Below are 19,808 nucleotides of genomic sequence, written 5' to 3'. Positions count from 1 at the left end.
CGGCCCGAAACCCGACCCCCGCCACCCCCGACACACCGTCAGACACTCAACAACGTGACAACGCCAGTTGGAAGCCACCGTTCCAAAGGTGGAAGTGTTGTGGTGCAAGCTGAGGTTCTACCCGATGCAAGACCTCGCTCGCCCCACTCTCAAGGCTGAGGCCCGGCGAGCCGAGCGTCGTCAGCCTCGGCCGCGAGCTTCAGGGCCGACGTGAAGTAGCGCGCGGCCTTCGGTTCTCCCCCTTGGCAGCACTCCGCCCCGCTGGACGACATCCAACGGGGCGGAATGTTCTCGACCGCCAGCCCTTTCGGCCCTGCGTGACCGGGACTCTGGGCCTATAAGCTGAACTTTCTGGTCTTCCTGACCCTCGCCAGAGGAACCGAAGGAAACGGTCGCCTCTGTCGCCCGGCGGGACCCGGCTCGACATCATCGGCAAGGCGGCCGGGCGCTGTCTCGCCGAGTCCCTGCCGGCTGCGGCTTGAACTCAGCCGCCGCTCTTTCGTCGGAACGACCGCTGGCTCGCAGCCGGGCCGTGCGCGCCGCGGATCTTCGACGCGTCGGTGTTCGCAGCGAGGGCTGCGGCCTGCGCCTCCTTACCTCGCTTGCGCGCCAAGGCCTCCCGGAACTTGCCCTTCAGGTCGTACTGATCGTCATCGTCAGGCACCAGGGCGCGGCTCTCGGTGTCAGCCGTCTCCGAGCTTTCTTGCGATGGAGACTCTGCAGTCATGGTGACCTCCTGAGGTTGGGCAGTGGAAGCACAGCTTGTCATGCCGGGCACCGCGCGGGCCGCCCGCATCCGGCGGCGCCGGCCACGGCCTTCCCCGCGAAGCGTGAGTGCGGACAGCCGGCCACGCTGCAGCCCGGCGGCATCCATCAGTGAGTAAGCCAGGGTGCACAGATCGTTATCGTGCGCGGACGGCTGGACAAGTCGGCGGGTTCTCTCCCACCGGGTGCCCCCGGCGAGAGTCAGCGTCATGGTGCGGGTCACATGCCCGCGCTGGCGCAGCAACTGTCCGAGGCGGGTCACGAGCATGAGCAGTGCGACGCAGACCTGCGCGCCGTCCAGAGTGTGCTGGGCAAGGCGGGGTGGACGGCCGCGGAGGCAGGCAGCGCTCGCGGGAGCACGGGGCGCGGATCTGCGCCGCGGACCCGCTGGGCGGCCAGGTGGCTGGCCCGGCCGCCCAGCAGGTGCTGCACCGTGGCGGCCGGCAGCCGCCCGTCGCCGTGAGCGCGCCGCACGCGTCGACCGCGGCCAGCAGACCGACGCAGTGGTTGCGGTAGTCGTGCAGCATCTCGGCCTGCCCCTCGGGCCGATGCCGTGCAGCGCTTCCACCGGCAGCAGGCCCAGCCAGTGTGACTTGGTCCGGATCGACGGCCAGAACCCCACGCCAGGGCCTGAGCTGCGCGGACACGGTAGCCGCGACGGTGATCGACGGCCCGATCCGACCTGGACATCGACGCCCAGACGCGACAGGCTCTGCACTCGCGGCACTTCCCTATTGCCGCCGGTGTGGACGGGCCTGGACAGTGGGGACGGTGCCGCCGTCGATCGTGTGCTCGGCGCCGGTGATGGCACTGGCCCGGTCGGAGACGAGGAAGGCGACGAGCTCGGTCACCTCCTCGGGGCGCGCGGGGCGACCGAGGGGAATTCCGCCGAGGGCCGCCAGGATTTGTTCCCAGGCCGCGGCGTGGTTGATGGCCTGGGATTGGGCAATGCGGGCGACGAGGGCCGTAGCCGCTTCGGTCTCGATTGCGCCCGGGGGGACGACGTTGACTCGTACTCCGTGAGGGGCCAGCTCACGGGCGAGACCCTTGCTGGAGGTGGTCAGCGCTGCCTTGACGGCGGCGTAGCCGAGCGTGGCGTCAAAGAGCGGCAGCCCGCGCTGGATGGACGAGACGTGGATGACGGTGCCGCAGCCGGCCTGGCGCATCGCCGGCGGCCGCGCGGTCCAGGCGGACCGCAGGTTCAGGGCAAGTTCGTCCTGCCAGTGCTCCTCGGTGAGGGCGGCGAACCCTCCGGCGGGTGAGCGCATCGCCGCCCACACCATCACCGCCACCCGACTCGCATCCGAGCACGACCCCTCCTCACCCTCACCCCGGTTACCTTCACCGTGACGTCATGAGGCCACGGCGCCGTGACAGGCGCCACCGTCTGGCCGTGATGGCTGGCCAGGCAAAAGATCCCGCAGCGCGAACTGCTCCACCACCGACCGGTGATGGTGTGCCCGGCGGCGTGATCGTTCTGGTCACGGGATCCGGCCCGGATCGGGCGTGGGGGCCGCCGTTACCACCACTGGCCGTTCCGTTGTTGCTCAAGCGCCGGGTCTCCCCCTGAGGCCCTGGCCCACCGGCAGGCGGCCGGGCCCGTCGCTCAGCCACCGGCCGGCGGCGTGACGTGGTGGAGAAAGGCCTCGGTGATGGTCCTGAGCCGGTCGGTGCGCCAGACCACGGCGTAGTCGAACGTGGCGCCGCCCTCCACGGGGACGCAGACCATGCCGGGACGCGGGTAGAGGTCCGGCGTCTGGGCGCCGACGAGGGCGACGCCGTGGCCTGAGGTGACGTAGGCGAGGATCTCCTGGAAGCCGGGCAGGGACACGGCGTCACAGCCGGGCACCGGCAGGTGGTGGTCGATCCAGTAGCCGGGCAGGTCGTCGGCGAAGAAGACCCTCTCACGTGCGATCTCGTCGTGGCCGACGCGGGCGCGGCGCGCCAGCGGGTGGTCCGCAGGCGCGGCGAGCATCGCCGGCTCCGACAGCAGCACCGGCCCGACGGTGAGGTCCGGCTCCCGGACCGGCAGGGGCAGCACCGACAGGTCGACCTCCGCCCGGCGAAGGGGGCCGAAGAGGTCGGCGAGCGTGGTCTCGCGGATGGCCACCCGGCGGCCGGGCACGCGGCAGCGGAAGCCGTCGATGAACGGCAGGAGGACCTGGGCCACTGCGGCCGACATGTAGCCCACCTCCAGCGTGCCGGCGATGCCGTGCCCCGCCGCGGTCGCCCGTGCGATCGCGGCCTGGACCTGCGCGTGCGCGGGCCGCAGATCGTCCTGGAGCTGCCTGCCGAGCGAGGTCAGTTCGACCCGGCGGGTGGTGCGGCGGAACAGCGGCGCGCCGAACCGGCGTTCCAGCTTGGCGACGGTCTGGCTGATCGTCGCGGCCGAGACGTGGAGGCGCCCGGCCGTGCGCGCGAAGTGCAGCTCCTCGGCGAGCACGAGGAACACCTCGATGTCCTGACGCTCCACCGCTCCCTCATTCTTCAGTAGGTGCGAACAATTGTTCCAGATCTCCTCATTGATGCGACCGTGCGGTGAACGCGAGGATGTGTCGGCACACCGACGATCACAGGGGGAACGATGGCGAACATGAGCGCGGCGGACGGACCGGCGCCCACGGGCGGGCACGGGACCGCACCGATCACGGATCTCACCGCCGGGCACCTGGCGCACCTGTCCCCCGGCCGGTGACCGGCATGTGGGAGACGGTTCCCCGGCTGCTCGGCGACAGCCGCTACCTCGTGCTCGCCACCGCCGATCGCCAGGGGCGGCCGTGGGCCACCCCCGTCTTCTTCGCCGCCCGCGACGAGGACCGGCTCTTCTGGGTGTCGGCGCCGGACAGCAGGCATTCCCGCAACCTCGCCGAACGCCCGGACGTGGCCATCACGGTCTTCGACTCCCATGCGCGCATAGGCGGCGCCGAGGCGCTCTACCTCGAGGCGACCGCCGGCCCTGCCGGCGATCCCGCCGCGGCCATGGCGACGCTCAACGCCCGCCTCCCCGCGGGCAAGGGGCTCACCGGCGACGACCTCGCGCCGTCCGGCCCCCTGCTGGCCTACAGCGCCGACGTGCGAAGGCACTTCGTCCTGATCCGGGGCGGGGACTCGCGCTTCGACAACGTCACCGACGCGCGGCTCCGCGTCACACGCCCCCGGCAGGGGGCCCGGCCGTGACCGCGGGCATCCCGCGCGGATCCCCGGTGGCGAGCCGCACATCGATCATGAGATCCATGCTCAGGACAGGAAAGAAGGCTTACCATGGGCAAACTCGTCTACTCGATGATCACCTCCCTCGACGGCTACACGAGCGACAGGGACGGCGATTTCGGCTGGGGCGGCCCCGAGGAGGAGTCGCACAGGTTCATCAACGAGCACGGGCGATCGATCGGCACGTACCTGTACGGCCGCCGGATGTACGACACGATGGCCTACTGGGAGACCGCGCACACGGTGCCCGGCCAGGAGCCGTTCATCCTGGAGTGGGCACGGATCTGGCGGGCCGCCGACAAGATCGTCTACTCCACGACGCTGCGGAAGGTGGCCGGCGAGCGGACCCGGATCGAGCGGACGTTCGACCCGGAGGCGGTGTGGAGGCTGAAGGCCGAGACCGACCTCGACATCGCGGTCGCCGGGCCGCACCTGGCGGCACAGGCGATCCGGGCCGGGCTGGTCGACGAGTACCACCTCTTCGTCGGACCGGCGATCGTCGGCGGCGGCACCGCGTTCTTCCCCGACGACGTACGCGTCGACCTGAAACTGCTGGACGAGCGGCGCTTCGGTAACGGCATGGTCCATCTGCGGTACGGCGCCAGGGACGTCGCACGGGGCTGAAACGCCGGCGCCATCCCGCCCTGGCTCACTCTCCGCCACCTTCCAACCGATTACATCAAACGAAGGGATCTTTCATCAGAAGTAATCGCTTGGCAGATCCGCAGATGAGAGCCCTATCGCAACAAGCCGGCGACGGCTGCTGACTTGATCTCGCCACCGCCGCCCCACAGACGCGAGCAGCAGGCCAGCACCTCTCCGCGATTGAACTTCCTGTGTGAAGTGGTCGGAGATTTCATCCGCTGCAATAGCGTGCGCTTGGACCAGCGGTACAGCCCTTGGCGCCAGGACAGCTGGCTCGGACACCCTCTGCTCGCCGAGACCGATGGCTCTCTCCGGGAGAGCCTCCTGGAGGCCGGCTTCACCGAGGTGGCCACCGTTCGCTCCTACCACTGGAGCCCGCCGGGCAGCCACGAGACGACCCGCCCCGCACAGTTCCTCGACTGGCTCCACGACGACGGTCCGCTGTGGGACCGCTTCCACACGGTGTTCGACTTCAAGCCGAGCACCACCTACCAGCCCGCGATTACCGATCCTGTTCCTTCCGCGGTCTGGCACCTGCACTCCCGCCACCGCCTCGTCCCTGGCCTCCCCGCGGAGCTCGACGCGATGGTCCAGCGCGGACTGCCCGCCGCCACCGAGCCCGGAGAATTCGTCTACTGGCTCGGCTGGAATCACGACGGCTACCGCTACAGCCCCCGCCGTACCGACGTTCCCGGGCGGCCGCCCCGGCCCGGCAAAGGCACCTACCCCAACGGCGACTACTACCTCCACCTCACCGAGGACCTGCGTCTGGGCACCCTTCAACCACCCATGGGAACAGAGACTGACCGTCTGGGGAGCGGCGCTGCTCGCGGCCGTCGAGACGGAACTGACCGAACTGCTCGGAGAGGCGGTCAGGCGCCGCAACTGACGGCCGCCGCCTGATGCCGTGTCCTCGTCGCCTGTTCGGGACGGGAGCACCACGGCAGGCCAGGATCGGTTTGCCCGGCCACACCCGCTGCGGCGCAGGCTGAAGCGGTGCAGTTGGCCGGACTCCTTGACGCCAACGGCCGTACCACTGGTCCCCATGGCCGCAAAAGGCGGCGCCCTCCAACTCGGCGCCGAGGAACCCGGCCTGCCCGGACCGTTCGGCACCTGGACCGATCAAGGCAGTCAGGAAGACGAGCACGACCCCGCCGAGGACGCCGAGCTGCGCTGCCGATTCATCAAGATCATCTCGTGGCGGCTTTTGGGCTCACTTTGGCTGGACCCCCTGGTGAACCGGGAGCTCTACCTGCCGAAAGCCTGGACTGCAGACCGTGACCGCTGCCGGGCCGCGAAGATCCCCGACGACGGGGCCTTGCGACCAAAGGGGAACTGGCCCGGGACATCGTGCGCCGCTGCCTGGCCGCCGGCCTGCCCGCCGAGTGGGTCACCGCGAACGAGGCATACGGGCAGAACTGGAACTTCCGCCGCCTGCTCGAACAGCTCGACGTCGGCTACGTGGTGACGGTGCCCAAGTCCCAGCAGATCACGTCCCTGGCCGGCATCCGGCGCGTCGACGAGCTCGTCGACGACGCGCCGGGTGATGCCTGGCAGCGGCTGTCCTGCGGCAACGGGGCCAAGGGACCGCGCGTCTACGACTGGGCCGCGGCCAAACTGCCCGCCGACATCGTCTTCGACCCCCGAACAGCCGCCCCGTCACCGCTGGTGATGGCCCGCCGCAGCCTGTCCGACCCCGGCGAGATCGCCTACGCACCCGTCGGTACCGAGGTCGCCGACCTGGTCCGCGTCGCCGGCTCCCGCTGGAAGATCGAGGAATGCGTCCAGGCCGCGAAGGACGAGTGCGGCCTGGACGAGTACGAGGTCCGCCGCTCCACCGGCTGGTACCGGCACATCACCCTGGCCATGTTCGCCCACGCCGTCCTTGGCCGCACTCGCCGCCGAGGCCGGCGACGAGGCCGCGAAGGGGGCCGCAGAATCGGATCAGCCACCGTCCCGCTCACCGCGGCGAAGATCCGACGGCTCCTGGACACTCTCCTGTCCCACCCATGAGCCGACCACGATCCCGTCACCCACGCACTGAACCGGTCGGTCCGGAGAAGACGCCGCCAGGCCATCGCCCGCTGCTGCCACTACCGAAAACGCAGCTCAGGACACGAACCGCTGCTGGAGTACCAAAGCTGTTCAGGCGCACTGCGCGACCGCTCCGAGTCCCGCGTCCGATGCTTCTTCGCGAGCGCACAGCCTACGCTTACCAAGGACGCCCGACGCTTCAACCCCAACCCCGGTCGGCCCGTCCTGGAGCGTTCGTCGCATCACCAGATTCCGTCGATACCCTTCCGTGAGTCCGTTTCTCTGGACAGATCACGGCGTTTGCGCCGCGGGGTCGGTGCTCCCGCGCACGATCAGCCGATGCGGGATCGTCAGATCGGAGGCGGGCACCTCGTTTTGGGGACTGTAGATGCGGTCGGCCAGGCACTGCAGGGCACGCTGGGCGATCTGCCGCTTGTCGGGGGAGATGCTGGTGAGGGGCGGGTGGCTGAACCGGCCGTCCTCGATGTCGTCGAACCCGACGATCGCCAGTTCCTGCGGCACGAGCACCCCGCGGACATGCGCGGTGTGGAGGGCCCCCAGAGCCAGTTCGTCGCTGAACGCGAACACCGCGTCCGGGACGGCGTCGCCGTCGAGCAGTTCTGACATGGCCCGGGCGCCGTCCGCTCGGTGCAGTGAGGTCACGGTCCGCTCCCACTCCGGGCGGGGTGTGACGCCGGCACGGCGCAGTGCCCGGCGGTAGCCTTCGGCGCGCTGTTCCGCCGTGCCGTTCTCCAGGTGCGGCTGAAGGCCGATGGCGGCGATGCGGCGGCGCCCTTGCGCCAGCAGATGGGTGGTGGCCTCGTCCGCAGCGGCCACATTGTCCACTGCCACGCGATCCGCCAGCCCTTGGGGACTGCGCTCGCCGAGCAGCACGACCGGAAGTGAACGGGCGGTGGCCGTCAGATCCAGCGCACCCAGCGCCCAGGGGCTGATGACGAGTCCGTCCATCACCCGGCCCCCGTCGCCGGTCAGCAGACGCCGCTCCGCCTCGGCGTCCCCCTGCGTCTGGTCGATGATCACGGTCCACGACCGACGGCGCGCCTCGTCCACCAGCAGTCCGGCGAGTTCGCCGAAGTACGGCGAATGCAGCTCCGGGATCGCCAGGCCGATGATGCCGGTGCGGCCGGCCCGCAGGCTGCGAGCCGCGAGGTTGGGCCGGTATCCCAGCTCGTCGATCGCTTCCTGCACCCGCTGGCGGGTCTGCGCCGCCACCCGGGCGGAACCGTTGACCACGTTCGACACCGTGCGCGCCGAGACCCCGGCGCGGGCGGCTACGTCTTTCAGGCTGATCCTCACCCGCACATCGTGGCATGCGGCGCCCAGCGCGGAACAAGATCCCTCCAGGAAGGTATTGCCACGTTGAAATCAACGATGCAACATAGCTCGGACAGTTCTGCTGCAAGGAGGCACGCATGAGCCCGCACGCCTACCCCGGCATCGAGCCGACCGACCTCGACGTCGACGTGACGGCCGACGTGGAGGCCCTGTACTCGGATGGCATCACCGCGCGGAAGGGCGCGTTCACCACCGAATGGACCGACCGGCTTCGCGAGGACATCGAGGTGGCCTTCCAAGAGGCCCTGGAGCGGCCCGGCGGCGCGGTCGGACGCGGCCCGCACCGCTACTACGTGGAGATCCACCCCGAACAGTTGCGTGGCTTCGTCGACCTCGTCGAACACCCCTGGGTGCGTTCGGTCTGCACGGCCGCGCTCGGTCCTGACTACCGCATCGTCGAGCTGGGCTTCGATGTACCACTCGAAGGCGCTGTGAACCAGCCCTGGCACCGGGATTTCCCCATGCCGGAGGAGACCCGCGCCGAGCGGCGGCTGACGTCGCTGGCCTTCAACGTGACGGCCGTCGACACGGAGGAGGACATGGGCCCCTTCGAGATCGCGCCGGGCACCCAGTGGGACGACGGACCGGAGTTCGGGCACGGGATGTTCCCGCCCCGGTCGCGCTACCCGCGCTATGAGGAACGAGCCGTGCGGAAGTATCCGCAGCGCGGCGACATTTCGGCACGCACCGCGCTGACGATCCACCGTGGCACCAGGAACCACTCCGCGAAGTCCCGTCCCGTGCTGGTCCTGGGAGTCGACGGCCCCGAAGCCACGAACGGCGACCGGCACGACACCGCCGTGACCCGGTCCTACTGGGAGGGTCTGCCCGAGCGGGTCCGACGCCACCTGGGCTGCCCGGTCGTCGACGTACTGGAGCCGGTGACGCAGAAGCACACCATTGAAGGTCTGGTCATGGGTGATGCCTGAGCTGACCGCGCAGCCCCGGCGCGCCGATCCGTCCGCCGGCGCATCGCCCAAGGTGCCGACCGCGGTCTACGCGGTCTCGGCCGTGTCCGCTCTGGGCGGTCTGCTGTTCGGCTACGACACCGGCATCATCTCCGGAGCTCTGCTGCACCTGCGCGAGGATCTCCACCTCACCTCCCGTGAGCAGGAGATCGTCGTCAGCGTCATCCTGCTCGGTGCGATGGTGGGGGCGTTGCTGTCGGGACGTCTGGCCGTGCGCCACGGACGCCGCAAGATCATCGTCGCGGTCGCCGCGGTCTTCGCGCTGGGGGCCGCCGCGGCGGCGGCCGCCCCCGGAGTGGGCACCCTCATCGCCGCGCGTTTCGTCCTCGGGCTGGCCGTGGGCGGTGCATCCAACATGGTGCCGGTCTACATCGCCGAGGTCGCCCCCGCGAGAGTCCGTGGCCGCCTCATGGTGTTGTTCCAGCTGATGGTCGCCACCGGACAACTCATCGCGTACCTGTGCGGCTGGGCGTTGTCGGGCAGCGGTGGCTGGCGCGTCATGTTCGCGCTGGCCGTCCTGCCGGCCGTGGCGCTGGGCATCGGCATGCTGTTCCTGCCCGAGAGTCCTCGCTGGCTGGTCGAACGCGGCATGACCGACCGGGCGCTGACGGTTCTGACCCGGCTCCGGCCGGCCAGCACCGATGTCCGCCGGGAGATCGAGGAGATCGCCGAGGTGGCCTCGAGCACCCCCACCGGGGGCTGGCGCGATCTTCGGCGGCGCTGGGTGCGGCCCGCCTTGCTGATCGCCGTCGGAATCGCGGCCTTCAGTCAGCTGACCGGTATCAACGCCGTGGTCTACTACGCACCGACCATCCTCGTCGACGCGGGCTTCGGTGACTCGGTCGCGCTGCTCACGGGCATCGGCATCGGTGTGATGCTCGTCGTCGCCGGGGTGGTGGGGGCGGTCGCCGTGGACCGAGTGGGACGGCGGCGCACGATGCTCTGGTTCCTTCCCGGCTCCGGCCTCGCCATGGCCGTCATGGCACTGGCCTTCCTGGGGCAGGGGGGTTCGCAGGCCCAGCAATGGACGGTGATCGTCGCCCTGTTCGCGTACATCCTTTTCAACGGGGTGGGCATGCAGGCAGTGGTCTGGCTCATCGGGCCGGAGATCCTTCCCCTGAGCGTGCGCGGACCGGCGATCAGCCTCGCCACGGTCACCGTGTGGGGCTTCGACCTGCTCATCGCCCTGACCGCGCTGACAGCCATCGAGACCATCGGCCGGTCCGGGACCTTCTTCTTCTACGCACTGATGAACGTCGCCTGCATCGTCTTCGTCGCGGCGAAGGTGCCGGAGACCCGGGGCAGGTCTTTGGAGAGCATCGAACGGGCACTGCAGCGCGGAGGAAAGTTCCGCAAGGCGCTCGACGGCTCATGACTCCGCGGCCCGACAGGGCGCAGTGATCGGTGGACGCGCCGGAACCGGGAGGCCCGGTCGACCGTGTGGTGGTGGACCGGGCGTCCGGGGCCCGAGAGGACACGGGGGCAACCGCCATGCCGCTCTCGTAGTCAGTGGGAGCCGGATGAGTCCTGCGCAGGGCGGCCTCTCGGAAAGAGGCGGATAATCACTGAATATAGGCATCTGGGGTAAACGGGGCGACATGGTGGTGCACGAGCGGCAATCGTTCAACGCCGAACCGCCTCGTGTCGAACTGGCCGGCAGGTGGACCACGCCCCTGGACGCCTTCTGCAGCCGCAACCACGGCTCCATCCCCGATTTCACAACAGACCCTAACGAGCTCGTGCATGGTGGGCGGTGGCGCGTCGAGGGCTGCGGGCTCGCCCTCAGGTTCACATTCGCGGATCGCCGGACAGGGTGGCGGTCTGCTGGTGTGAGGGCAGTCCGGCGACGGCCTGGACGGTATCGGTCATGTGCTCGCGGCGGCCGTGGTGGTGTCACGACTCGCCCGCCCGTCTGCGCACCCAGTCCCTGATAGCCGGCATCAGCGAGGATCCTCCACTGCCGGCCCGCCCTCCAGGAGCTTGACCAGGCCCAACTGCCGGGCATGGGTGATGTCCGCGCAGCCGGCCGGCTCGGCCGGGCTGCAGAACAGCACCCGTCCGTCGGCGTCCGTGAGCACCGTGGACTTGACGGCGTTCTGCTTGTTCTTGCCGGAGATGAACTTCTTCCGGTCCCTGCGCCCGGTGGCCGGGCGGCGTACCCGGATCTCGATACCGTCGATGATCCCGGTCTGCCCGCTCGCACCGAGATGGTCGACGATCTCGGCGAGCGTGCGCAGTCGGATGCCGGGTGCGACGATGCAGCCCCGAATCGCCAGCAGCGGACGTACTTCGCTGATTGCGCGCGTGGTGGTGAAGCGGTCCACACCGAACCAGCAAGCCAGTACGTCGTGGATAGCGCCGTGTCGGAGGTGGACGAGCGTGGCCAACAGGCCGGTCGACAAAGACCAGTTTGTGTTTCGTCCCGGCACCAACGGCCGGCGGCGAGGACGTGAGGTCAGCACGGCCCGGTACCGCTCGTGCCACAACGGGCCGACCTCAAAGATGAGTTCAGCGATCGCATCGGGCGTCAGCCCCGTAATCTGCTGGCTTCAAATGATCGCTGCACGTGTCCGGTTCCCCACCACACAGACCATGATCAACGACCACTGCCTCGACGTGCCACCGCCCACCATGCACGAGCTCATTAAAGGCTGTCCCGTAACCGCGGGTCATCCCCTCAACGACGGGTCGCTCCGCGCTCCGTGGTTAGCCGAAGATGAGCTCAACGTCCTTGTCCACGCAGAACCGCATGACGGTGACCAACTGACTGACGTCTTCGATGCGACGTCGGAGGATGGGGTCGCTGTCGTCCGGCTGATGTTGGTCGAGAATTGCTTCCAGCCGGGGCAACATGGCCGCGCATTGAGCGGACGCGAGGTCGGGACCATCGTCGTCTGGATGGTTGAGTAGTGGCGCCAGCGTGGTGGAGACGCTGCACCACTGGCGATCTCCGCCGAAGCCGTCCATCTCCACGAGCGTGATCCCCTCGGCCTGGGCCAACCACTTCCTGAACATGCTGAAGCCGGTGTAGGACCAGGAGATGTCCGGGCTCGCCACGTCATCGTCGCCTGGGAAGAGCATCAGCCCCATCTTGTCCCCTTGCTTGCTCGGTGCCCAGGATCAGTCGTGGGGAGGGGCATCGGCAACTGAAATGATCCGCGGATGGCTGGTGTGATCACGGCGGCGGAGCCGTCCTGGATAGCCCCGTTCACTGGGCTGAGCCCGCGCGCCTTGAGCAAGTTGGTGACCCAGCTGCGTAGGGAGGGTGCCGACGCTCCGGGGCGCGGACGGCCTTGGAGGCTGCCGCTGGAGGACCGGGTGCTGCTGGTCGCCGCGTACTGGCGGACCAATCTGACGTTGCGGCAACTGGCGCCACTGTTCGGTGTGTCGAAGTCCTCGGCCAGTCGCGTCATTGACCACCTCGGCCCGAAGCTCGCGCTCGAGCCGCGCAAACGGTTCGCGAAGGACGCGGTGCTGATCGCGGACGGCACCCTGGTACCCACCCGCGACCGCAGCATCGCCGAGCAGTCCAAGAACTATCGGTACTCCACCGCCCACCAGGTCGTCATCGACGCCGACACCCGCGTGGTCGTGGTAGTCGGCCGGCCCGTGCCCGGCAACCGTCATGACTCCCGTGGCTGGGAGGAGTCCGGCGCCAAGGACGCCGTCGGTCACACCATGACCATTGCCGACGGCGGCTACCAGGGCACCGGACTCGTCATTCCGCACCGCCGCACCAAGGGCAAGGAACTCCCAGCTTGGAAGGAGGAACACAACCGCTCTCACAAGCGAGTTCGGGCGCGCATCGAGCACACCTTCGCCCGTATGAAGGGTTGGAAGATCCTCCGCGACTGCCGCCTGAAAGGCGACGGCGTCCACCACGCCATGCTCGGCATTGCCCGCCTGTACAACCTCGCCCTCACCGGATAACCGAGCCGACCGCTCCCCGGTCACCCGCGTCCGCATCGCCTCCAAGATCATTTACGGGACAACCTTTAGAGGACATCTCATTTGGCTCGGTAGGCTGTCGGCCGTGGCAGGGATCGTTGAGCGGCTGGTGCCGGATGAGTTGTGGGAACTGTTCCAGCGCGTGGTGCCGGAGGCGCCTTCGCGGCCCCAGGGCGGCGGCCGGCGCCGGCACGGTGACCGTGAGGTGCTGGCCGCGATCGTGTTCGTGACGACCTCCGGGTGCACGTGGCAGCAGCTGCCTGCCGCGTCGTTCGGGCCCTCCGGGGCCACGGCCCACCGCCGGTTCACCGAGTGGACCAAGGCCCGGGTGTGGGCCAAGCTGCACCGCCTGATCCTGGACGAGCTCGGCTCCCGGGGCGAGCTGGACTGGTCCCGTTGTGCGATCGACTCGGTGAACATGCGGGCCCTGAAAAGGGGGATCTGACGGGTCCGAATCCTGTCGACCGGGGCAAGTACGGGTCGAAGATCCATCTGATCACCGAGCGGACCGGTCTGCCCATCTCCGTCGGAATCTCCGGCGCCAACCTCCACGACAGCCAGGCCCTGATTCCGCTGGTGAAGGGCATACCCCCGATCCGCTCCCGCCGCGGCCGACGCCGCCGCAGGCCCGGCAAGCTCCACGCCGACAAGGGCTACGACTACCGCCACCTGCGGCAATGGCTCTCCCGCCGGGGCATCCGGCACCGCATAGCCCGCAAGGGCGTCGAGACCTCGCAGCGGCTCGGCCGACACCGGTGGACCATCGAACGCACCATGGCCTGGCTCGCCGGCTGCCGCCGTCTGCACCGCCGCTACGAGCGCAAGGCCGACCACTTCCTGGCCTTCACCAGCATCGCCTGCACCCTGATCTGCTACCGCAGACTCACCAAATGAGATGACTTCTTAGTCTGAGCAATCGTGAACAGACGGCGGCAGAAGAAACTGTCGAAGCGCCTCGTCGAGGCGGCGACGTTCGGCGACAGCACCCATATCAACGCTCTGCTAAGAGCCGGGGCCCGCCCAGAGGCAAGCGACACCGAGGGCACCACGCCTCTTTACGCGGCATCAGTCAACGGAGCCACCGACAACGTCCTGTGTCTGCTGGCAGCCGGGGCCTTGCCCGACACTGAAAGCGGAAGCGGCGCGGAAGGCACGCCCCTGTGCGCGGCCGCATGCTGGGGCCATGCCGAAACGGTGCGTTCCCTCCTCGCCCACGGCGCCGACCCGATCTCCGTGAAGACCACGGCAGGGGCCGTTCCCCGCTCGAATGGGCGATGACCGGGCCCTACCCCGAAACGATCGCCATGCTTCTCGCCGCAGGCACCCGACCACACGACCGAGCCGCATGACCCCTCCCGCAGCGTCAGGTCTCGTGATCCACTTTCAATACACGCCCTACGGGAGTTGCACCCACCTGAGACCTTCCGCTTCACTTCAGGCCTCAGGCGGGTCCGCTGCGCTCCCCCACCTGACGGTCCTTCCGGCTGCGCCTGCAGTCCCTCTGGCCCGCTGCCGCGGGCCGAGCCGACTGCGAAAGACGGATGTTCCGGCCCAGCCGGCGGCTAGTCAGGCATGCGCGTGGCGTGGTGCAGTTGCCCTCCGTGATGCGGCGTGGTGTGCAGGAGTGTCTGAACCTGCGGCCTTGAGACGTTGCAGCCACAGGGAGGCCGTGAGCAGGAGGCCTGTGAAGACAGCCAGGAGGAGGGCGGACACCCACATCTGCCGGCTCCCTGGAGACTGCCAGCCGGTCCAGGCGGTCGATGCCGCCCACAGCAGGACGCCTGCCATGTAGAAGGCACGGACCCGGCGCAGCTGCCGCACGGCCCGCAGGGACATGACGCGATCAGTCTTGGATGCCATGCCGACCCGTATACCCCGGTGGACGCTGTTCAGCGGTTCGGGTTCATCCCTGCTGTTTCGCTGGTTCGGTCACCTTTGCTCTTGCTGCTGGGTGCGGCCTTCGAAGTCGCGTCGTACTGCAGCACCTTGGTCTTCGATGAGCCCTGCATCGTCGGGGAGATCCAGTACGGCACCGCAGTGCCTACACAGTTTCCCGTCTTCGGCCGGCGTGCCGCACGCCTTGCAGAACCGGTTGCCCTTCTCGTTTTCAGTCTTCTGTGTCATGACTCTCCGGGACAGGGTGGACGGTGAGGGATGCAAAGTACCCATGACGTCTGTGTTGATGCGCTAAGGATTCGCAGATCATCAACGTGTTGCTTCCCGTTCCGGAGCTCGTTGACGTGGTATGCGCGTCCCGGACGAGACCTGCGGCCGGCCGTCCTGACCGACGGCAGGTCCCCGGCGCCCCGGGCATCGGCGATCTGCTGATCGAGTTCCTAACGGCAGGCGCCTCGGCGATCTCGCCGCCGGTCTGCGTCGAGTGCGGCAAGAAGCTGCGAACCTTCCAGCGCCAAGGCCAGGACTGGTACTGCTCGGTCTGCGGACAGGAGACCGCTGAGTGCACCGCCTGCGGCAACGTCCGACACGTCGGCTTCCGAGATCGCAAGGGCCTGCCGCGTTGCAAGATGTGTCCCGACCACGACGATCGCGATCCGGTCACGGTCGTCCACGAGGTGATCACCGCGATCGCCCCGGACGCCGACCGCGACGTGATCGCCGAAGCCCTCCGCCGCACGGCACCCCAGCGTCCCACCTACCGGCAGCGACTGGTCTGGTCCCTGGAGGAGAACCCTCGCCTGCTGACCGGAGAGGGCTGTCTGGCGCCACATCGCGCCACCCTGCGGTTCATCGACCTGCTGCACGAGGAAGGCGTCGCCGGGATCGTCCGGCCCGCCTGCCCCCGCTGCCACCGGGTTGTCCGCATCGACAAGCCGCTCGGCGGGCAGCGCGTCTGCCGCAACTGCATCGCCAAGTCCCGCATCGAAGAATGCGTACGCTGTGGTGCTCGGCGCGAACCGGCCACCCGCGACGCCCAAGGGCGACCGCTCTGTCCGAACTGGCTGATCAGGGACCCGGCCAACCGGGAGACCTGCACCGTCTGCGGCGAGTCACGAATGGTCAACTCCCGCACCCCGGCCGGGCCGATCTGCCCGAACTGCCGTCCCCCGCCCATACTGCTCTGCTCGATCTGCGGCCGCATCACACCCAGCACACTCTCGAAACTCACCGGCCTGCCCCGCTGCGGCGGCTGCGACAGACGCCCGGCTCACTGCACCGTCTGCGGACGACTCCGCGGCATCCACTCCGGCACCGCGCCGATGCCCCCGTCTGCGGCCCCTGCACCACACCGGACGCCGAGCTCTGGCGCCCCTGTCCCACCTGCGGACAAGCCGAACGGCTGCACGCGCCGGGTCCCTGCCCGCGCTGCACCCTCAAGCAGCGGCTCCACGAACTCCTCGCCGATGACACCGGCTCCATACGCCCGAAGCTGCAGCCCTCCACGAGGCCCTGGGCGGCACCGAACGGGCCGGCACCGCGATGCGCTGACTCTCCAAGGGCATCGTCGCCACCGTCCTGGCCGAATGCCAGATCCTGCCGCCCGCGCGTTGCCGGACGCGGCTTATCGGTTGAAGCTCCCTCCGAGCCCTGCGCCAAGGCCGAAGGCGAAAGAACCGGTGCCGGTCGTGCCGTCCACGGCACCGCGCAGGACCCACACTCCGCCGCCCCGGTCGTTCTCGCCAGGCGTGCCGATCACCAGCTCTGCCCTGCCGTCGCGGGTGGCGTCCACGAGCTTGACGGCCTTGCCGAACCAGTCGCCGCGTGTGGAGGTGCCGTTCTCGACCGTGCCGGGTATGCCGGGGGTGTCCTGGGTGAAGAGTCTGGAGCCCGCCGTGAGCAGTCCGTTCCCGCTTCCCCTGAGGAGGAGGACGCTGCCCGCGTTCCGTTTAGCGCCCACGTCCTCTCCGGGAGCCCTCACCGCGAGATCGGTGTAGCCGTCGCCGTCGGCATCCCCCACCGCGATGGAGCTGCCGAACTCGTCACCGGCTTCCGCGCTGCCCGGCACGCCCGAAGTGTTCTGATCGATGGTGCGCCAGCTACGGGTGTCCGGCCCGGTGGCGGAACCGCTGAGGACGCCGAGGACACCGCCCTTGCGGTACGCCTCTGAGGTCGAGACGTGCCCGACGACTATCTCGTCGTAACCGTCGTCGTTCAGATCGCCCAGGGCCAGGTCCCAGCCGCCTCTCACCGGGGTGTCGTCGAGGGTGACAGCTGCTGTCAGGCCGTCCCGCGACCCGGCGGCATACTGGATCAGCGGGGGAAGACTCGGAACCTCGTCTCCGTCCCCTTCGAGCTCGGCGGCGACGACGAGGTCGCTGATCCCGTCACCGTTGGGGTCACCCGCCGCGAGGCGGAATTCGGTCCAGTCGCCGTCCTGCGCGTCGCGGGCCGCCAGAGGCACCGCAGCGGTGCGCGCCGCATCGCCGTTGCGGGTGAACGGGCCGTGGTGGACGTGGGATTCGGTGGCGAGGTCGTGGTGGCCGTCCCCGTCGTAGTCCCCGGCGACCGCGTTCATGCCGAGGAACTGATCCCTCTTCGTACCCTTGATCACCGCGCCGCCGGACAGGCCGTCGCGGCCGCCCCACAGCACCGTGAGACTGCCGGCGTTGTCGATGGCGCCCGCGTCCTCCCCGTACGATCCGACGACGAGGTCGGCGTATCCGTCGCCGTCGAGGTCACCACTGGTGGCGGAAGAGCCGAAGCTGTCGAACTCCTCGGCCGTGCCCGGGACGCCGGGCGAGTCCTGGGTGAACGAAGCCCGGGGCGCTGTTTTCAGGGCCGGCGCCTTCGTCCCGTAGGAGACCGTGATGCCGCCGGCGTAAAGCTTGCCGCCGACCTCCGGGACCGACCGACGGGCCGAAAGGTCGTACCGAAGATCACGGTGGTGCGTCCGGGTGAGGACGCGGTGCCGCGCGGGATACGACATGTCGGCTTCCCGCCCCTGCGCAGACCCCGCATGCGCACCGGACAGCCGTCTGTTGTACCCCTTTGGTCCAGCACGTGCCTGTACCAAATCAGGATGGTTGTCACCAACGGCCTTTGCTGACCTACGGCTTCGGTACGGCGAGGCACGGCAGTTGTCACCAGGTCGGCGTGCTGCTCGTCACCAGCAGCGCGCAAAGCGTCGCTGTGGTCACCGGCTCCGGCGCTCCCTCGGCCACCTGGACTGCACGGCGCCCCTGTCAGCCTGCCCTGTGCGCCCTGTTCAGCAGACCTCTCACCCAAGACTGCCGCCAGCGGGGGTCCTCACGCGTGCCGGTGGCACGCGGCGGCAGCCCTCCGGAGGCCGGGTCCCGGACCGTCCGCCACAACTGCTCTTGACCTGGAGCGCGCTCCAGATCCGAGGATGAGCGGCATGTACACCACCGACCCCCAGATCGTCCTCGGGACGATGGACTTCGGCACCCGCGTTGCCCCCGATCGGGCCTTCGCGATCCTCGACTCCTTCGTCGCCGACGGCGGTAGTTGGCTCGACACCGCGAACTGCTACTCCTTCTGGACCGACCCCAGTGGTGTCGGCGGCTCCAGCGAGCGCCTCATCGGCGCGTGGCTCCGGGCCCGCCCGGGCGCGCGCGACGTGGTACGGATCGCGACGAAGGTCCGGCAGAACCCGCTCGTCCCACACTCCTGGCCAAAAAGCGCCGAAGGGCTCTCCGCCCGTGCCGTCCACACCGGTGTGGAGGGGAGCCTGGGGCGTCTCGGGGTCGAGCACGTCGATCTGCTCTGGGCCCACTCCGAGGACCGTACCGTGCCGCTGGAGGAGACGGTCGGCGCCTTCGGCGAGCTGGTCACGAAGGGAGTGGCCCTACGGGTCGGGGCGGCGAACCATGCCTCCTGGCGCGTCGAGCGCGCCCGGTCGCTCGCACGGGAACAGCACGTGGAACCGTGGACGGCCCTGCAACTGCGCCACTCACTCCTCCAGCCGCGCCCGTTCACCCCCCTCACGGAGGCCGGCCACCGCATGCTCACCGCCGAGGACCTGGACCTCGCCCGGTCGGAAGGGCTCGCCGTGTGGTCGTACAGCTCGCTGATGTGGGGTTCCTACGTACGCGCGGACAAGCCACTTCCGCAAACCTATGATCATCCCGGGACCACCCGGGTGCTCGCGGTCCTGGACGACGTCGCCGACGAACTCTCGGCCACAAGGAACCAGGTCGTCCTCGCCTGGCTGATGCGGCAGGGAATCGATCCCATCGTCGGCGCGAGCCGGGTGGAGCAGATCGAGGAGGCACTCGCCGCACGCCATGTGCGGCTCGGTGACGAGCACCTGGCGCGCTTCGCCGAAGCGCGGTAGCGGCGGTCACGAAAGGAGCCCCATGACCACCCTCACCCCGGCAGCGGCCGCCGGCCGCACCGGCGTCTCCATCGACACACTGCGGTACTACGAGCGTGAAGGGCTCATCGGCCCGATCCGGCGCTCCGCCGGCGGGCGCAGGGAGTACACCGAGGACGACGTCTTCTGGATCGGCCTGGTCACGTGCTTCCGCGAGGCCGGCCTTGGCATTGCGGACCTGCGGGGGTTCGTCGCCATCCTGCGCGCCGAGCACTCTCCGCAGGACCGAGTCGCCTTCCTCCGCGAACGCCGCGCCGCCTTGGAGCAGCGAGTGGCGGCACTGTGCCGGGCCATGGAGGTCCTCGATGAGAAAATCACCTACTACAGCTGAGCGCCAAGAGCCCCGGCGCTCAGCTCGCGCCCGGTCCGCCGCACGATCCCGAACTCTTCGGCGTCTGGAGCCGGCAGCGGCACAACGTCTGCCACTGACTCAGGCGGGCAAGCGGGCGGGCGGAGGATCTCCCCCCACTTCCAGCAGCCGAGCCTGTGGCGGTGAAGGTGGGCGTATGGATCGCCAACATCCGCGCTCGGCGGGGCAAGCTCGTCCAGGAGCAGCTGGACGAGCTGCGGGAACTGGGCGTGCAATGAAC

General features: G+C 69.1%; 20 protein-coding genes and 2 pseudogenes. 12 read left to right on the top strand and 10 right to left on the bottom strand.

Annotated elements, in window-relative coordinates; all coding sequences use genetic code 11:
* Positions 1-484: 484 nt before the first annotated feature.
* The 4 genes and pseudogenes from ACIF80_RS17185 to ACIF80_RS17170 form a co-directional block, all read right to left on the bottom strand.
* Positions 485-727: a DUF5302 domain-containing protein gene (locus ACIF80_RS17185; RefSeq protein ID WP_399805316.1), complete on the bottom strand. Its 243-nt coding sequence runs from the start codon at positions 725-727 to the stop codon at positions 485-487.
* Positions 728-871: 144 nt separating this feature from the next.
* Positions 872-1,333: pseudogene (locus ACIF80_RS17180) on the bottom strand (hypothetical protein); the annotation flags it as partial.
* Positions 1,334-1,496: 163 nt separating this feature from the next.
* Positions 1,497-2,051: an SDR family oxidoreductase gene (locus ACIF80_RS17175; protein WP_399805313.1), complete on the bottom strand. Its 555-nt coding sequence runs from the start codon at positions 2,049-2,051 to the stop codon at positions 1,497-1,499.
* A 320-nt stretch (positions 2,052-2,371) separates the two neighbouring features.
* The gene (locus tag ACIF80_RS17170) at positions 2,372-3,238 is read right to left on the bottom strand and encodes a LysR family transcriptional regulator (protein WP_399805207.1); all 867 of its coding nucleotides are present in this window, start codon (positions 3,236-3,238) and stop codon (positions 2,372-2,374) included.
* A gap of 227 nt (positions 3,239-3,465) precedes the next feature.
* On the opposite strand from ACIF80_RS17170, the gene ACIF80_RS17165 reads away from it, so the two are divergent.
* From ACIF80_RS17165 to ACIF80_RS17150, 4 genes are all read left to right on the top strand, one after another.
* A complete protein-coding gene (locus ACIF80_RS17165; RefSeq protein ID WP_399805204.1) occupies positions 3,466-3,942 on the top strand; it encodes a pyridoxamine 5'-phosphate oxidase family protein in 477 nt (158 codons plus the stop codon).
* Positions 3,943-4,026: 84 nt separating this feature from the next.
* Positions 4,027-4,599, top strand: a complete 573-nt coding sequence (locus ACIF80_RS17160) for a dihydrofolate reductase family protein (RefSeq protein ID WP_399805201.1) — start codon at positions 4,027-4,029, stop codon at positions 4,597-4,599.
* Between the two features lie 249 nt (positions 4,600-4,848).
* Positions 4,849-5,523: a DUF2716 domain-containing protein gene (locus ACIF80_RS17155; RefSeq protein ID WP_399805198.1), complete on the top strand. Its 675-nt coding sequence runs from the start codon at positions 4,849-4,851 to the stop codon at positions 5,521-5,523.
* A 447-nt stretch (positions 5,524-5,970) separates the two neighbouring features.
* Positions 5,971-6,633 (top strand): hypothetical protein, encoded by a 663-nt coding sequence (locus ACIF80_RS17150; RefSeq protein ID WP_399805195.1) that lies wholly within the window; start codon positions 5,971-5,973, stop codon positions 6,631-6,633.
* A 312-nt stretch (positions 6,634-6,945) separates the two neighbouring features.
* Here the strand turns inward: ACIF80_RS17150 and ACIF80_RS17145 are convergent, their stop codons facing one another.
* Positions 6,946-7,971, bottom strand: coding sequence for a LacI family DNA-binding transcriptional regulator (locus ACIF80_RS17145; protein ID WP_399805192.1), 1,026 nt, complete (start codon positions 7,969-7,971; stop codon positions 6,946-6,948).
* 116 nt (positions 7,972-8,087) lie between these two features.
* Here ACIF80_RS17145 and ACIF80_RS17140 point away from each other — a divergent pair, with 116 nt between their 5' ends.
* Complete coding sequence (locus tag ACIF80_RS17140; RefSeq protein ID WP_399805189.1) at positions 8,088-8,939, top strand: phytanoyl-CoA dioxygenase family protein; 852 nt, start codon at positions 8,088-8,090, stop codon at positions 8,937-8,939.
* Positions 8,932-10,353 carry a sugar porter family MFS transporter gene (locus tag ACIF80_RS17135; RefSeq protein ID WP_399805186.1) on the top strand — a complete coding sequence of 474 codons (1,422 nt, stop codon included), beginning with the start codon at positions 8,932-8,934 and terminating at the stop codon, positions 10,351-10,353. Before ACIF80_RS17140 ends, ACIF80_RS17135 begins: the two co-directional genes overlap by 8 nt.
* Before the next feature lie 565 nt (positions 10,354-10,918).
* On the opposite strand, the gene ACIF80_RS17130 is transcribed toward ACIF80_RS17135, so the two are convergent.
* The gene (locus ACIF80_RS17130) at positions 10,919-11,380 is read right to left on the bottom strand and encodes a transposase family protein (RefSeq protein ID WP_399805184.1); all 462 of its coding nucleotides are present in this window, start codon (positions 11,378-11,380) and stop codon (positions 10,919-10,921) included.
* Between the two features lie 304 nt (positions 11,381-11,684).
* Positions 11,685-12,068: a hypothetical protein gene (locus ACIF80_RS17125; RefSeq protein WP_399805181.1), complete on the bottom strand. Its 384-nt coding sequence runs from the start codon at positions 12,066-12,068 to the stop codon at positions 11,685-11,687.
* A gap of 72 nt (positions 12,069-12,140) precedes the next feature.
* Here ACIF80_RS17125 and ACIF80_RS17120 point away from each other — a divergent pair, with 72 nt between their 5' ends.
* From ACIF80_RS17120 to ACIF80_RS17110, 3 genes and pseudogenes are all read left to right on the top strand, one after another.
* Positions 12,141-12,908: a transposase gene (locus ACIF80_RS17120; RefSeq protein ID WP_399805179.1), complete on the top strand. Its 768-nt coding sequence runs from the start codon at positions 12,141-12,143 to the stop codon at positions 12,906-12,908.
* Positions 12,909-13,020: 112 nt separating this feature from the next.
* Positions 13,021-13,820 (top strand): IS5 family transposase gene (locus tag ACIF80_RS17115; RefSeq protein WP_399805310.1). Its coding sequence is split into 2 segments (ribosomal slippage): positions 13,021-13,366 and positions 13,366-13,820, totalling 801 coding nucleotides; the frame shifts between segments, so codons are not numbered across the junction.
* Between the two features lie 24 nt (positions 13,821-13,844).
* Positions 13,845-14,275 (top strand): annotated as a pseudogene (locus ACIF80_RS17110) (ankyrin repeat domain-containing protein).
* A 580-nt stretch (positions 14,276-14,855) separates the two neighbouring features.
* Here ACIF80_RS17110 and ACIF80_RS17105 read toward each other — a convergent pair.
* The 3 genes from ACIF80_RS17105 to ACIF80_RS17095 form a co-directional block, all read right to left on the bottom strand.
* A complete protein-coding gene (locus ACIF80_RS17105; RefSeq protein ID WP_399805176.1) occupies positions 14,856-15,050 on the bottom strand; it encodes a zinc ribbon domain-containing protein in 195 nt (64 codons plus the stop codon).
* 212 nt (positions 15,051-15,262) lie between these two features.
* The gene (locus ACIF80_RS17100; RefSeq protein ID WP_399805173.1) at positions 15,263-15,862 is read right to left on the bottom strand and encodes a hypothetical protein; all 600 of its coding nucleotides are present in this window, start codon (positions 15,860-15,862) and stop codon (positions 15,263-15,265) included.
* A 584-nt stretch (positions 15,863-16,446) separates the two neighbouring features.
* Positions 16,447-17,811, bottom strand: coding sequence for an FG-GAP repeat protein (locus ACIF80_RS17095; protein ID WP_399805170.1), 1,365 nt, complete (start codon positions 17,809-17,811; stop codon positions 16,447-16,449).
* 429 nt (positions 17,812-18,240) lie between these two features.
* On the opposite strand from ACIF80_RS17095, the gene ACIF80_RS17090 reads away from it, so the two are divergent.
* From ACIF80_RS17090 to ACIF80_RS17080, 3 genes are all read left to right on the top strand, one after another.
* A complete protein-coding gene (locus ACIF80_RS17090; RefSeq protein ID WP_399805168.1) occupies positions 18,241-19,179 on the top strand; it encodes an aldo/keto reductase in 939 nt (312 codons plus the stop codon).
* Between the two features lie 22 nt (positions 19,180-19,201).
* On the top strand, positions 19,202-19,549 hold the full coding sequence (locus ACIF80_RS17085; protein ID WP_399805166.1) for a MerR family transcriptional regulator: 348 nt from the start codon (positions 19,202-19,204) through the stop codon (positions 19,547-19,549).
* A gap of 161 nt (positions 19,550-19,710) precedes the next feature.
* On the top strand, positions 19,711-19,806 hold the full coding sequence (locus tag ACIF80_RS17080) for a helicase (RefSeq protein WP_399805164.1): 96 nt from the start codon (positions 19,711-19,713) through the stop codon (positions 19,804-19,806).
* The last annotated feature ends 2 nt before the right edge of the window (positions 19,807-19,808 follow it).

Source organism: Streptomyces sp. NPDC085927 (assembly GCF_044540975.1).
In the GTDB taxonomy this organism is placed as follows: Bacteria; Actinomycetota; Actinomycetes; order Streptomycetales; family Streptomycetaceae; genus Streptomyces; species Streptomyces hirsutus.
This window is presented reverse-complemented; position numbering and strand designations above follow the sequence as displayed.

Coding starts and splice junctions, on each gene's coding strand:
- ACIF80_RS17185 (WP_399805316.1), bottom strand. CDS start 727: ATGACTGCAGAGTCTCCATCGCAAGAAAGCTCGGAGACGGCTGACACC.
- ACIF80_RS17165 (WP_399805204.1), top strand. CDS start 3,466: ATGTGGGAGACGGTTCCCCGGCTGCTCGGCGACAGCCGCTACCTCGTG.
- ACIF80_RS17160 (WP_399805201.1), top strand. CDS start 4,027: ATGGGCAAACTCGTCTACTCGATGATCACCTCCCTCGACGGCTACACG.
- ACIF80_RS17140 (WP_399805189.1), top strand. CDS start 8,088: ATGAGCCCGCACGCCTACCCCGGCATCGAGCCGACCGACCTCGACGTC.
- ACIF80_RS17135 (WP_399805186.1), top strand. CDS start 8,932: ATGCCTGAGCTGACCGCGCAGCCCCGGCGCGCCGATCCGTCCGCCGGC.
- ACIF80_RS17125 (WP_399805181.1), bottom strand. CDS start 12,068: ATGGGGCTGATGCTCTTCCCAGGCGACGATGACGTGGCGAGCCCGGAC.
- ACIF80_RS17120 (WP_399805179.1), top strand. CDS start 12,141: ATGGCTGGTGTGATCACGGCGGCGGAGCCGTCCTGGATAGCCCCGTTC.
- ACIF80_RS17105 (WP_399805176.1), bottom strand. CDS start 15,050: ATGACACAGAAGACTGAAAACGAGAAGGGCAACCGGTTCTGCAAGGCG.
- ACIF80_RS17095 (WP_399805170.1), bottom strand. CDS start 17,811: ATGTCGTATCCCGCGCGGCACCGCGTCCTCACCCGGACGCACCACCGT.
- ACIF80_RS17090 (WP_399805168.1), top strand. CDS start 18,241: ATGTACACCACCGACCCCCAGATCGTCCTCGGGACGATGGACTTCGGC.
- ACIF80_RS17085 (WP_399805166.1), top strand. CDS start 19,202: ATGACCACCCTCACCCCGGCAGCGGCCGCCGGCCGCACCGGCGTCTCC.